This is a genomic window from Micropruina sp. (assembly GCF_027492755.1).
In the GTDB taxonomy this organism is placed as follows: Bacteria; Actinomycetota; Actinomycetes; order Propionibacteriales; family Propionibacteriaceae; genus Micropruina.
This window is the reverse complement of the sequence record NZ_JAPUED010000101.1, coordinates 1-12,428: the sequence shown is the minus strand read 5'-3', so window position 1 is coordinate 12,428 and position 12,428 is coordinate 1. Positions and strand designations below refer to the sequence as shown.

Sequence of the window (12,428 nt, the reverse complement as noted above, 5' to 3'; positions counted from 1 at the left end):
CTCAGGAGGGTCTCGACAAGCTCGACCAACGGGGCGGCGGGATCGCTCAGGAGGGTCTCGACAAGCTCGACCGTCGGGAGTTGCGTAGCCGTAGCCAGATCACCAAACCGGTGGTGGCGACGGCGCCGGCGGCCCAGGGGAGCCAGGTGGGTAGCTGTCGGGTCGCCCCCAACTCGGGTTCCTCGTCCTCGTCGAGGTGAACCGTTCCGGTGCCGCCGTCGACGACGATCACGTCGCCGGTGCGGATCCGTTTGGTGGCGTTGCCGGTACCCAGCACGGCGGGAATGCCGTACTCGCGGGCGACGATCGACCCGTGGCTGAGCACGCCGCCGATGTCGGTGACCACCCCGGCGGCCAACGCGAACAAGGGTGTGTAGGCGGGGGTGGTGATCGAGGCGACCAGGATCTCGCCGGGCTGGAACGCGGCGAAGTCCTCGGGGCCGGTGAGAACCCGGGCGGGTCCGGTCACCCGACCACCGGAGCCGCCGGTGCCCTTCAGCACCGGGCCGGTCTGGTTGCCGTCGCGGGCCGGCATCATGTCGTCCATCAACGCCATCCAGCGCGACACCGGCAGGTATTGCGGCGGGGTGGCCAGCTGTTGCCCGCGCCACTCCCGACGGCGCCGTTCGATGGCTGCCCGGTGGTCGGTGGCCGGGGGAGTTCCGGCGTCCAGCGCGGCGGCATCGGCGTCCGCTTCGGCGGCGGCCAGCCAGAACACGTCGTCGGGGTGGCCGACGACCTCGGCCGCGGCGAGCCGTCCGCCGAGTTCGCGCAGCAGCCGACGCAGCGTCGGCCAAGCCAGACCCATCGCGGCCAGGGCGTCCTCCCGGATCGGTGCCCACTGCTGTGCCGCTTTCAGGCTGGCGGTAGCCGCCTTGCGACGCACCGGGTCCAGCCGTGCCATCAGCTCGTGGGTGAGCCGTTCGCGTCGCTCGGACGCCTCACGCTGCCGTTGGGCGGGGTCGGCGCCTCGTCCGGCGATGGCGTGCTTGAGCGACTCGAGCACCGGTGTCGGATCATCGGCCGGGACGGCGTTGGCGAAGTCGAGGTTGTAGATGGTGTGGCCGAACTCCTTCAGGTGTGCGGTCAGCCGGTCGCCGAACGCCGTCCAGTCGGCCGCAGCGACGCCGTCCGGGGGTGTACCGAACAGCGCATCGGCGGGGAGTCGATCCAGTGCATGGGCGAGCCCGGGCACGGTTCGGCACCAGACGCCCAGGGCATGCAGCGACTTCTCCGACCGCAGCGGTGTCGAGTCGAAGCCGAGCAGGAAATCGGACGCCTGCGGATCGCCGTCCCGGCGCAGCACGGCGTTGTAGAGGCCCGTCCAGGTCAGCTCGGTGGTGGCCGCCACCGGGATCACCATCTGCACGTTGCTGTAGTAGATGCAGGCGGCGCTCAACAGCGTACGGACGGCTGCCAGCAACTCGGACGCCGGCAGCGCCGACGGGTCGCGTTGGGCCCAGCGGCCGACCGCGTCCTGGTAGTCGGGCAGGGCATGGTCACGCCACCGGCGCAGCACGAGATCGTGGTGCGCGATGATCCGGAACGCGGCCGGGGTCAGCCCGACGAGCCGGTTCATCGCCGTGCGGCTGTAGTCGTAGTAGGCGTACCCGTTGATGGTCGGGAAGTCCATATCGAGGCCGGCCAGACTCTCGGTGAAGCTGCTCATCAGCCGGTCCAGCCCCACCGGCACCGCGACCCGGATCAGGTCGGCGAACAGCGGAGTGAGCGGGTCGGGCAGCTGCTCGACGATGCTGGCCCGGAAGTACATGCTGCCCGGCCGGGGCAGTGGCCACTCGGTCGGCACGTCACCGATCGGTTCGGGCAACGCGGTGATCGGACGGGCCTGCACCAGCTGGAAGACGCCCTCGGCGAAGGTCCATTCGATGTCCTGCGGGCAGTCGAAATGCTGCTGCACCCGCTCACCCAACGCCGCCAGCTCCAGCACCTGGGCGTCGCTGAGGGTGGCTCGCGACGCCTGGGACGCCGGTGTCGCGACCTGCTCGGAGCCGCCGTCGGTGCGCACCGTCATCACCTTCTTCTCGGCGACTCGCCGGGACGCGATGGGCTCCGACTGGCCGCGGTCGACCACATACTCGTCGGGCTCGACCAGCCCGCCGACGATCGCCTCACCCAACCCCCAGGCGGCGGTGATCACGGTCTGCTCACGGCGTCCGTTGGCCGGGTTGGCGGTGAACATCACCCCGGCCACCTCGGCGGGCACCAGGCGCTGCACCACCACCGCGATGCTCAGCCCGGCCGCGTCGTCGTGACTGGCCCGCTCGCGGTACGCGACGGCGCGCTCGTTCCACAGCGACGCCCAGCAGCGACGGACGGCGTCCAGCACCTGCTCGGTGCCGGTGATGTTGAGGTAGGTGTCCTGCTGGCCGGCGAAGCTTGCCCCGGGCAGGTCCTCGGCGGTCGCCGACGACCGGACGGCTACCGCCCCCTCGCCGAGCCGGCGATAGCCGTCGGTCACCGCGTCGGCTATCTCGGTGGGCATCGCCGCTTCGCGGAACAGGGCACCGACGACCGCAGCGGAGTCGGCGGCGGTGAGGCGGGCGTCCAGGTCGTTGGCGGTGACGAAGGCGTCATAGGCGGCGGTGGTGACGACGAAGCCGTCCGGTACCGGGAAGCCGGCACGGATCAGTTCACCGAGGTTCGCGCCCTTGCCGCCGGCGAGGGAGAGGTCGGTGGCGGACAGGTCGCCCAGCGGGGTGACCAACGAAAGATGACGTTCGGTCATAGTCGGAGTCTAGGAGCGCTCGGCGCGGATGGATCCTGCGAATCCGGGGCCCCACCGCCGGTTGAGCTCGTCGAAACCAGAGCGCGACAAGCTCGACCAGCGAGGGCAGTCGGTCGAAACCAGGATCCCGGCGACTCGATCGTCGGGTAGGGCTAGCTCTTGGTGAAGGTGCCGTTCAGGCCGGCCTGGAAGTCGGCGCCGCCACCCTGGGTGGAGACGTAGCCGAACTCGCCGGGGCCGAAGACCGCGGTGAGGTAGGCCGATTCGCCCGGCTGCAGGGTTCCCACCCCGCCCTGCAGGACACCGGGGCAGTCGTCGAGGCGAGTGCCTTTGGCGTAGCTCTGGGCGACGCATCGGAAGTACTCCGGCAGCGGTGCTCCGCGAAGGTGAGCGAGGCTGAGGTCGTGCGGCTTCGTCCCGGTGTTGGTCACTTCGAAGGTGCCGCCGTTGTCGAAACCAGCTGGAATCGTGATGGCGTCGTCGGTCAACGTCACGGTGCCGACGGTCTGTGGTGGTGTGGGGGCGGTCGCCGCCGCGTCCTGCACGGTGAACTCGCCGATCATGCCGCGGTCCACTTGACTGCGGCGTCCGGAATCGGGCAGGTACGACGTCACGATGTAGTGCCCTGCGACCAGCGGAACGACGACCTGCTCGTTGACCTGGGGTCCGGCGATGCCGGGCGAGGTGATCTCGGTGTCGGGGTCGGCCTGCAGCGCGCGGGCTGCCGCTTCACCACGACCGAGAGCCTTCTTGACCTGGCTGAGAGTGACGCCGTCCCTCACCCTCACCAGACCGAACTCGTGGGTCACCGCACCGAGATTGCTGACCTGCAGCTCGACCAGACCCGCGTGCGGAGAGCCGGTGATCGTGTAGGTCCACTCGGACGCCAGGATGCGGACGACCTCCGGCGCGGGACCCGAATCGGCAGGGGCGGAGTCCCCGGTCGAGCCAGTCCCGCTGGGCGACGCGGAGGTCGAGGTGGTGCCGGTGCTGCCGCAGCCGGCGAGAGCGAGTGCGGCGGCGGTGATGCCGGCCAGACCGATCGCCGCGATGCGGCGCTGTGCTGAGTTCGTCATGGCATGACTCTGCGCCTCGACCCTCGGCCGGCGCGTCGGTCGCGGCACCGATCCTGATCAGCCTGACGGCGGAGCCGACTCCGCCGCGATGATGATCCGTGCCGACGGGCAGCGGTCCTAGCATCACCCTATGGCACGGCGACTTCTTCCCACGACGCTGGGGCAGCTCCCGGTCATCGACGGGGTTCTTGCGCTGGCGTTGTGCGTGCTCGCCGTGGGCGGGCTGCTCACCGGGCAGGTCCAGGAGCAACCGTGGGCGGTGACGGTCCCGATCGCGGTCGTCAGCACGCTGGCGATCGCGCTGCGGACCCGCTATCCGATCACTGTGGCCGTGCTCGTCTCGACGCTAGCCGTCGCGCAGGCACTGTTCGCCGGCGGCATATCGAGCACCCTGTGGGCACTGGTCGTCTTCCTGATCGTCGCCTACACCGTGGCCGCGGAGTGTGACGAGGGCAGGGCGCTGCTCGGTCTCGGCCTCGTGCTGGGCGCGCAATTTCTCGGTGAATGGCTCGGTCACGGCTCCGACTACGCCTTCGACACCCTGGTCTTCGGCGGCGTCTGGTTGTTCGGACGTGGCACCCGCGGCTGGCGCACCCGGGCCACCTACGCCGAACAGCACCGCGACGAGTTGGCTCGGGTCGCGGTGGCCGACGAACGCGCCCGGATCGCTCGGGAACTCCATGACGTGGTAGCGCACAGCCTAAGCGTGATCGCCGTCCAGGCAGACGCCGCGGAGGCGGCGCTGGCCAAGGAACCGGCCCTGGCGGCCGCGCCTATGCGGGCGATCCGGGGCAGTGCCCGCGAGGCGCTGGTCGACATGCGGCAACTGCTGCACGTGCTGCGGGCCGAGGCTCCCGCCGATGCCGGGAACCTCACCCCGGCGCGGGGGATCGCTGACCTCACCCAGTTGGTCGGCACGATGCGCGAGGCGGGCCTGCCGATCGAGGCGGACATCCGGGCGGGGGAATCGCTCTCGTCCGGCGTCCAGTTGGCGGTCTACCGGATCGCGCAGGAGGGGCTGACCAACGTGCGCAAACATGCCGGCGCGGTGCCCACCCGGCTGCTGGTCGTCCGTGACGGCGACACGCTCCGGATCGAGGTCCGCAACGCGCCGTCCCCCAGGGCGGGGGCGACCGGGATGCCGTCGACCGGGCACGGCCTGATCGGGCTACGCGAACGGGTCCACGCCGCCGGCGGGACGCTGGACGCCGGCGCCACCCCGGAGGGCGGATTCGAGCTTGTCGCGCGGCTTCCGCTCGACCCCAGCGAGAGGATCCGATGACCGCCCAACGTGCCGATACCGGTCCGATCACCGTGCTGATCTGCGACGACCAGCAGTTGGTCCGGGCGGGATTCCGGCTGATCCTCGACCTGGAGGACGTCGTCGAGGTGGTCGGCGAGGCCGCCGACGGCGTGGAGTGCCTCCGGCTGACCGCCGAGTTGCGTCCCCACGTGGTGCTGATGGACGTCCGGATGCCGCGACTCGACGGCATCGAGGCCACCCGCAGGCTGGTCGCGGCCGGGTCGTCCAGCCGGGTGCTGATGCTCACCACCTTCGACTTGGACGAGCTGGTCTACGCCGCGATGGCGGCCGGCGCCAGCGGTTTCCTGCTCAAGGACGTGCCCCGCGAGCAACTCGTCGCGGCGATCAGGATGGTGGCGCGCGGCGAGTCGATCCTGGCGCCGGCGCTGACCCGGCGGCTGATCGAGAGGTTCGTCGCTGCGCCGGCACCGGCCTCCGGCACGGTTCCCGCGTCGCTGGCCGAGCTCAGCGAACGGGAGTTGGAGGTGTTCGGACTGCTGGCCCGGGGCCGCTCCAACGCCGAGATCGCGCAGGCCCTGTTCCTCGGCGAGGCCACGGTGAAGACGCACGTCGCCCGGATCCTCGCCAAGCTCGATCTGCGTGACCGCGTCCAGGCCGTCGTGCTCGGCTACGAATGCGGCTACCTGCGGCCCGGCGACCGGACCTGACCCGGACGCCGGGTGGTGGACCAGACGGCAGGGCGACGCCGAACCGCGTCCGGTGAGACGCCGCGGGCGTGGAAGAATCCGGCTGTGAGCGATGCGACCTACTCGTTGGCGGCGACCATCACCGGCAGCGATGCCCCCGGGTTGCTCGACCGGCTGATGGCCGCGGTCGCGGGCAGCGACGCCGAGATCCTCGACCTGGAACAGACCGTGGTGCGCGGCCAGCTGAGCATCGGTCTGCTGGTGGCGACCGCCCCGGAGTCCGCGATGGCTGTCGCCGATCACCTGGCCGGCACCTGTGCGCGGCTCGGGCTCAGCGTCGCCATGTCGGAGGGTGTCGGCGACAACCCGACTCGGTACAACCGCACCATCGTGACCGTTCTCGGACGTCCGCTGCTGACCGCGCACCTGGCCACCACCGCACGCGCGATCGCCGACCTGGGCGGCAACATCGACCGGATTCGGCGGCTGTCCCGGACGCCGCTAACCACCGTCGAGCTCTGGGTGTCGAAGGTGGACGCCGCCCAGCTGCGTCCGGCACTCGCGCAGGCCGCCGCCAGCGCCGGCTTCGACGTCTCGGTCTCGGCCGCCGGGCTGGCCCGGCTGGGCCGCCGGCTGGTCGTGATGGACGTCGACTCGACCCTGATCCAGGACGAGGTGATCGACCTGATCGCCGCCCACGCCGGACGTCAGGCCGAGGTCGCCGCGATCACCGAGAGTGCGATGCGCGGCGAACTCGACTTCGCCGAAAGCCTGCGCCGCCGGGTCGGCTCGCTCGCCGGGTTGCCGGTCGGTGTCCTGGACGAGGTGCGCGCCGCCGTCCGGCTGACCCCCGGTGCCCGGACTCTGGTCGCTACCTTGCGCGACCTGGGCCTGTCGATCGGCGTCGTCTCCGGCGGCTTCATCGAGGTGGTGGCGCCGCTGGCCGCCGAACTCGGCATCACCTATGCCCGCGCCAACGAGTTGGAAGTGGCCGACGGACGCCTGACCGGCCGGATCGCCGGGCCCATCATCGACAGAGCCGCGAAGGCGGCCACGCTGCGCGAGTGGGCCGAGGCCGAGCATCTGCCCCTGGCCAGGACCATCGCCATCGGCGACGGCGCCAACGACCTCGACATGCTGGCCGCGGCCGGACTGGGGATCGCATTCAACGCCAAGCCGGCCGTCCGGGCGTCGGCCGACACCTCGCTCAACGTGCCCTACCTGGACGCCGTCCTCTTCCTGCTCGGCCTGACCCGAGAAGAGGTGGAGGCAGCCGCGGCGCTGCGCGGCGCCGGCCGCGCGCACTGATTCTCGGGGTCTACGTCGTACCCCTGGGGCTCGCCGGCCCGCGGAGGAGGCGGCAGCCTTCGACACGCCAACTCGTTTCTCAGTCGTCACTCGCCGTTCACCGTGCGATCCGTGGGTGCTCGTCCGGCTTTCATAGCGTCCTTCAGGTGCAGCCGCACTCCACCCACGACACCTGGGAGCAGCATGAAGAGAACGAAGATCCTGGCCGCGAGCCTGGCGGTCGGGGCCGTCCTGGCGGGCTCCGTCACGATGGCGACGCCGGCCGAGGCGCACCCCCGGCAACGGGGCGTCCAGAACGTCATTTACCTGCTGGGTGACGGCATGGGCCGTACGCACGTGACGGCGGGCCGGGAACGCTTCTACGGAGCCGCCGGACGCCTCAACATGGAGACGATGCCGGTTCATGGCTTCGTCCGCACCTACTCCGTGCTGGAGAACTCCGGCCAGCCAGGTCAGCGCGACTTCAAGCCCAACCTGGTCACCGACTCCGCCTCGTCCGCGACCGCTTGGGCGTCCGGCGTCAAGACCTACAACGCCGCGCTCGGTGTCGACGCGAAGGGCAACGTTAAAGCCACCGCGATGGAACTCGCCAAGAAGGCGGGCTACCGCACCGGCAACGTCAGCACCGCAGAGATCACCGACGCCACGCCCGCAGGCCAGGCCAGCCACGTGCTGATGCGCGGCTGCCAGGGCCCGACCTACTCGGCGGCCTCCTGCCAGAACCTCGACATCACGGGCACGGAACTGCCGACCAACGACATCCGGGTGACCCCGGTGGCCAAGCAGATAGCTCGCAACGGCACCGCCGACGTCATCCTCGGCGGCGGACTCGCCCGCTTCGACGCCGCTGATGAGAAGGCGCTGACCGCTCAGGGCTACCAGGTTCTCTCCTCGCCCACCGAGCAGCAGGTCGCCACCCGTGCCGATCTCAGTCGCGCTCGTGGTGGCAAGGTCTTCGGCCTCTTCAACCGCGGCAACCTGACCGTTGAGAAGGCGAAGGCCGACAACCCGTCCGCACCACAGGCGAAGGAGCCGACGCTCGCCGAGATGACCACCAAGGCCATCTCGCTGCTCGACAGCTCGAAGGGGCGACACGGCAAGGGCTTCTACCTGCAGGTGGAGGGTGCGCTGATCGACAAGCGCTCGCACGCCAACGATGCGGCGCAGACCCTCGGCGAGATCAAAGCGTTCGACGACGCGGTCAAGGTGGCGCTCGACTTCGCCAAGCGCGACGGCAACACGCTCGTGATCGTGACCGCCGACCATGAGTGCGCCGGTTTCAACATCATCGAGAAGGGCACCTTCACCAACGCCGAGGCGGCCAACCCGCCGGTGAACGTCGACGCCGGCAACCCGGCGAACAACTCGAATCCGTCGCGTCCTGCCGGCAACACCAAGGACAGCTCGCGCTCCACCGGCATCGTCAACGGCGAGGGCGCGAACGATCCGCACAACTTCGCACCGGCCACGTTCCGCACCGCGGACGATCCTCGCGGTGTCAAGGACGGCACCCCGGAGGCCAGCCTCTGGCTGACCTACCTCTCGGGGAACCACACCGGTGCCGATGTCCCGATCTACGCCTACGGCCGGGGCTCCGAGCAACTGCAGGGCACGGTCGAGAACACTGACCTGTTCCGCATCGTCACCCGCGCGTTGCGCGTCGCCTGACCGACCAGACGACGGACGGGGCGGGGCCTGCTGGCCCCGCCCCGCACCCCTCTCCAGGAGATCCGCTTGTCCCGCCCGCACAACCTCACCTCGACCCTCGTGGTGACCGTCGCCCTGCTCGGCCTTACCTCGGCCTGCGCCGCCCCACAGCCGTCCGAGGCTCCTGTGTCCCCGGCTCCGGTGAGCGAGCCGGCCTCCGCCCCGCAGACGGCTCCCACCTCACGCCAAACCCCGATGCCCGGCCTGCAGACGGCACGTCCGAGCGAAGGCCAGGTGGTACTCGTCGACGGACCGTTCAACGACCGGTTCCACATCGACGCCCTCGCCTTCGACGGTGCACGGGTGAGCGGTGAGGTGGTGGTGACCAGTGACGTCAGCGAGATCATCGACCTGCAGGTGCAGGTCGGCTTCCATGACGCCCAAGGCACCTTGATCGGGACGGCGAGTTACGACCACCATGGTCATGGCCACGATGAGTCGGACCATGCGACCCACTCCCCGGAGGATCAACCGTCGGTCGCTTTCGAGATCGCGGTGCCCGCCCACCTTGCCGGTGCGGCGGTCTCGGCCAGCGTCGGGGTGCCGGTGCTGGTCAACGAGTAGGTTTCCCGGCCCGATTCGTTCGCGACCGGGTCGTGCTCACCCGGCGAGGACCTGGCGGAGCTCGAGCCTGCGGTTGCAGGCTTTCGAGCCCTCCGTCATCAGCGCCAGGGCCACATCGCGGTTGGGAGCTTCAATGATCCAGAAGCCGGCCGCCCACTCCTTGGTTTCGACGAACGGGCCGTCGGTGATCACCGGCGTGTCGCCGCGTCCGTCGATCACGGTCGAGGACGTCGGATCGGCCAGCCCGGCGGCGAACACCCAGTGACCGCCGGCACGGAGCTTGTCGTTGAACGCGTCGATGGCGACCATCTCGTCGGCGGTGCCCGAGTTGCTGCGGCTGTCGATCACATTGACCAGATACTGCATGATCAGATCTTCCTCTCGTCGGTGCTCCGAAGTCGCGGCCCGACACCCTCGGGAACCGCCCCGTGGAGGTGTGGAAGGTAGACCAGCTTCTGCGTGCGGCCGTCGAGCACGGTCGACTCGACGAGTTCCAGATCGAACTCGGCCCCGTCCTGGAAGAGCGAGGCTTCGCCGGCCCGGCCCGTGATGGCGGGGAACATCATCACTTCCAGACGGTCAACCAGGCCTGCCGCGAGAAGCGCACGGTTGAGCGAGATGCTGCCGTGCGAGCGCATCGGGACATCCGTGGTGTGCTTCAATCGGTCGATCGCCGTCACGGCGTCCTCGTTGAGGACGGTGGAGTTCCGCCAGCCCAGCGGCGGCTCGAGCGTGCTGGAGAACACGATCTTGGGCAGCTCGTTCAGGCGGTCGTAGTACGGCTCGTCAAAGGCCACCACGAACTCCCGGAACTCCCGGAAGGTGGTCGCCCCGAAGACGAGCACCTGGTCCTGCGCGAAGGTGCGCACCCGGTCGTCGATCAACTCGGGACCCTCCTTGCCCCAATACCCGGGCCATCCGCGGGCCGAGCCGTAGCCGTCCAGGCTGCAGAAGAAGTCGACGGTCAGTGTGCTGCTCATGGTGCTGCTCCCTTGCTCCGTGCCACCCCGGTCGGGCGACCCTCTCCACTGCTACGAACGGAGCGGGTGTGATGCGACAATCCGCCCGAACCTCTTCCGAGATCCGGCGGAGGCGATCAGCTCCCGGATCGCGTGGCATGTCGGCTCGGGCACGTAGTCGTCGCAGAGCAGCCCGAACCTGCTCGGCCAGGTGCCGGCGCTGAGGCCGTCGCGCACGCCGAAGAACTCGTGCGTGGTGACGCCCAGGTCGGAGTCGAGAATGGTCGTCGCGACGGTGGTGAGGATGCCCGCGTCGCCGGCCAGATTCCGAAGCTCACGGCGACGCCTCCGGCCGCGTCCAGGATGGCTCTCTTGCCTGGCCGCAGCGAGGCGGGAGTGACTCGCCACAGTCACGGTAGGGGCTTTGGGCGCCACCGAAGAAGTGACGATGATGGCTCAATATGCCTTGCGCGCGGCCGGATCGTAGGGTTCGACGTCCGTCTCATCCGCGCCACCCGTCAATAGGCGACTCGGGTATGCCGACTGCTACCGTCAACTCTCGCTGTCGCTCACATCACAGAGGCTGGGAGTATTGATGGGTCTGGAAACCGTCAGCATCATCGTGCTCGTTGCCATGTTCGTGATCGGAACCTGGCGTGACGTGAACATGGGACTTCTGGGTTTCGTCGCCGCATTCGCGTTCGGAACCCTCGGGTTGGGCCTCGGCGTCAAGGACGCTCTCGCAGGTTTCCCGGTCGACCTGTTCGTCACGCTGGTCGGCCTCACTTATCTCTTCGGATTCGCCCAGAACAATGGCGCGATCGACGTCCTCGTGCATTGGTGCGTGCGGCTCGTCCGCGGAAGGGTCGTCCTGGCCCCCTGGATCTTCTTCTTCCTCACTGCGGCGCTCATCGCCTTCGGCGCACTTTTCGCCGTGGCGATCATCGCACCGCTTGCGCTGACGTTCGCGCGCCGCAACGGTCTCAACACGTTCATGACCGGGCTCCTGGTCGTGCACGGTGCGCTTGCGGGCGCCTTCTCGCCAATCAGCGTCTACGGCATCTTCATCAATGATTTCCTGATCAAGAGCGGTTTCGAGTCCTCGCCGAGCACACTCTTCGTCGCGCCATTCGTGTTCAACCTCATATTCGCGGCAGTGGTGTGGCTGGTGATGCATAAGCGGCCCGGACCGGTTCCGGCAGGAGGGGAGAACTCTGCGCTGGCTTCGGCCACGGCCGCCGACATCCCCACGAAGGAGAAACTCACCGGATTCCAGATCTTGACCCTGATCGGTCTCGCCGCGATGGCTGTCGCGGTTATCGGATTCGGTGCCAACATCGGCATTGTATCGATCAGCGTCGGCATCGTGCTCGCGATGATCGACCCGAAGGCCGGACGCGCGGCGCTCAGCAAGGTGTCCTGGTCGGTCGTCGTGCTGATCACGGGGGTGCTTTCCTACATCTACATTCTCGAGAAGGCAGGCACCGTCGGGTGGGTGTCGAACGCGGTGATGAGCCTGGGCGCTCCACTTATCGCCGCGCTGCTGCTGTTCTACATCGCCGGGCTGGTGTCGGCGCTGGCTTCCTCGCTCGGCATCATCGGCGTGGTGATCGGGCTGGCGGTGCCCTTCCTCGCCTCCGGCGAGGTGCACGTGGCCGGCTTCGTGGCCGCCCTCGCCATCTCGGCGACCATCGTCGATATCAGCCCGTTCTCGACCAACGGCGCTATGTTGCTGGCGAATGTGGACGCCAGTGTCCGCGACACCTACTACCGCCAGATGCTGGGCTACGCGGGCCTCATGTGCGCCATCGGCCCGGGCCTGGCCTGGCTCGTCGCAGCCCTCCCGACCTGGCTCAGCTAGAGCCGGTGCGGGAAGCGGCCGGACGCCTGGCCAGCCATAGCCAGGCCGCCCCGGACGATCCTCGATCACGTCTTTCCCGTCGGTCTGCCCTGGTTGGCGGAGAGCAACAAGGTCCTCCGGCGGATGCGGGAGATCGCCTATCGCGCACTGAGGCTCCCGATCCCACGGGCGGCGGAACGTCAACAGTGGGGGGTCGGCTACGACCTGGAGCCATCCCCAAGCGTCGATCTGCACTCTGACAAGAGCAACTGGGTGGA

General features: G+C 69.1%; 11 protein-coding genes. 6 read left to right on the top strand and 5 right to left on the bottom strand.

Going from position 1 to position 12,428, the window contains the following annotated elements; all coding sequences use genetic code 11:
* Positions 1–46 precede the first annotated feature (46 nt).
* Both Q0066_RS06955 and Q0066_RS06950 read right to left on the bottom strand, forming a co-directional pair.
* A complete protein-coding gene (locus tag Q0066_RS06955; RefSeq protein ID WP_298131454.1) occupies positions 47–2,746 on the bottom strand; it encodes a PEP/pyruvate-binding domain-containing protein in 2,700 nt (899 codons plus the stop codon).
* 152 nt (positions 2,747–2,898) lie between these two features.
* Positions 2,899–3,822, bottom strand: coding sequence for a hypothetical protein (locus tag Q0066_RS06950; protein WP_298131452.1), 924 nt, complete (start codon positions 3,820–3,822; stop codon positions 2,899–2,901).
* A 130-nt stretch (positions 3,823–3,952) separates the two neighbouring features.
* Between Q0066_RS06950 and Q0066_RS06945 the strand changes: the two genes are divergently transcribed.
* The 5 genes from Q0066_RS06945 to Q0066_RS06925 all read left to right on the top strand — a co-directional run bounded on the left by Q0066_RS06945 (position 3,953) and on the right by Q0066_RS06925 (position 9,351).
* The gene (locus Q0066_RS06945) at positions 3,953–5,104 is read left to right on the top strand and encodes a histidine kinase (RefSeq protein ID WP_298131450.1); all 1,152 of its coding nucleotides are present in this window, start codon (positions 3,953–3,955) and stop codon (positions 5,102–5,104) included.
* Positions 5,101–5,793 (top strand): response regulator transcription factor, encoded by a 693-nt coding sequence (locus Q0066_RS06940; protein WP_298131448.1) that lies wholly within the window; start codon positions 5,101–5,103, stop codon positions 5,791–5,793. The genes Q0066_RS06945 and Q0066_RS06940 overlap by 4 nt, the downstream gene beginning before the upstream one ends.
* Before the next feature lie 84 nt (positions 5,794–5,877).
* A complete protein-coding gene (gene serB / locus Q0066_RS06935) occupies positions 5,878–7,080 on the top strand; it encodes a phosphoserine phosphatase SerB (RefSeq protein WP_298131446.1) in 1,203 nt (400 codons plus the stop codon).
* A gap of 183 nt (positions 7,081–7,263) precedes the next feature.
* Complete coding sequence (locus Q0066_RS06930) at positions 7,264–8,748, top strand: alkaline phosphatase (protein WP_298131444.1); 1,485 nt, start codon at positions 7,264–7,266, stop codon at positions 8,746–8,748.
* A 66-nt stretch (positions 8,749–8,814) separates the two neighbouring features.
* Positions 8,815–9,351, top strand: a complete 537-nt coding sequence (locus tag Q0066_RS06925; RefSeq protein ID WP_298131443.1) for a hypothetical protein — start codon at positions 8,815–8,817, stop codon at positions 9,349–9,351.
* Positions 9,352–9,387: 36 nt separating this feature from the next.
* Here the strand turns inward: Q0066_RS06925 and Q0066_RS06920 are convergent, their stop codons facing one another.
* The 3 genes from Q0066_RS06920 to Q0066_RS06910 are packed head-to-tail and all read right to left on the bottom strand — an operon-like array spanning position 9,388 to position 10,724.
* Complete coding sequence (locus tag Q0066_RS06920) at positions 9,388–9,717, bottom strand: YciI family protein (protein WP_298131441.1); 330 nt, start codon at positions 9,715–9,717, stop codon at positions 9,388–9,390.
* Positions 9,718–9,719: 2 nt separating this feature from the next.
* Positions 9,720–10,331, bottom strand: a complete 612-nt coding sequence (locus Q0066_RS06915) for a dihydrofolate reductase family protein (RefSeq protein WP_298131439.1) — start codon at positions 10,329–10,331, stop codon at positions 9,720–9,722.
* A gap of 51 nt (positions 10,332–10,382) precedes the next feature.
* Positions 10,383–10,724: a hypothetical protein gene (locus Q0066_RS06910; RefSeq protein ID WP_298131437.1), complete on the bottom strand. Its 342-nt coding sequence runs from the start codon at positions 10,722–10,724 to the stop codon at positions 10,383–10,385.
* A 181-nt stretch (positions 10,725–10,905) separates the two neighbouring features.
* On the opposite strand from Q0066_RS06910, the gene Q0066_RS06905 reads away from it, so the two are divergent.
* A complete protein-coding gene (locus tag Q0066_RS06905; protein ID WP_298131436.1) occupies positions 10,906–12,171 on the top strand; it encodes an SLC13 family permease in 1,266 nt (421 codons plus the stop codon).
* Positions 12,172–12,428 lie beyond the last annotated feature (257 nt).

What these genes read in the sequence shown, in the direction of transcription:
- Q0066_RS06920 (WP_298131441.1), bottom strand. Translation starts at nt 9,717, where the DNA reads ATGCAGTATCTGGTCAATGTGATCGACAGCCGCAGCAACTCGGGCACC.
- Q0066_RS06915 (WP_298131439.1), bottom strand. Translation starts at nt 10,331, where the DNA reads ATGAGCAGCACACTGACCGTCGACTTCTTCTGCAGCCTGGACGGCTAC.
- Q0066_RS06940 (WP_298131448.1), top strand. Translation starts at nt 5,101, where the DNA reads ATGACCGCCCAACGTGCCGATACCGGTCCGATCACCGTGCTGATCTGC.
- Q0066_RS06955 (WP_298131454.1), bottom strand. Translation starts at nt 2,746, where the DNA reads ATGACCGAACGTCATCTTTCGTTGGTCACCCCGCTGGGCGACCTGTCC.
- Q0066_RS06930 (WP_298131444.1), top strand. Translation starts at nt 7,264, where the DNA reads ATGAAGAGAACGAAGATCCTGGCCGCGAGCCTGGCGGTCGGGGCCGTC.
- Q0066_RS06945 (WP_298131450.1), top strand. Translation starts at nt 3,953, where the DNA reads ATGGCACGGCGACTTCTTCCCACGACGCTGGGGCAGCTCCCGGTCATC.
- Q0066_RS06905 (WP_298131436.1), top strand. Translation starts at nt 10,906, where the DNA reads ATGGGTCTGGAAACCGTCAGCATCATCGTGCTCGTTGCCATGTTCGTG.
- Q0066_RS06950 (WP_298131452.1), bottom strand. Translation starts at nt 3,822, where the DNA reads ATGACGAACTCAGCACAGCGCCGCATCGCGGCGATCGGTCTGGCCGGC.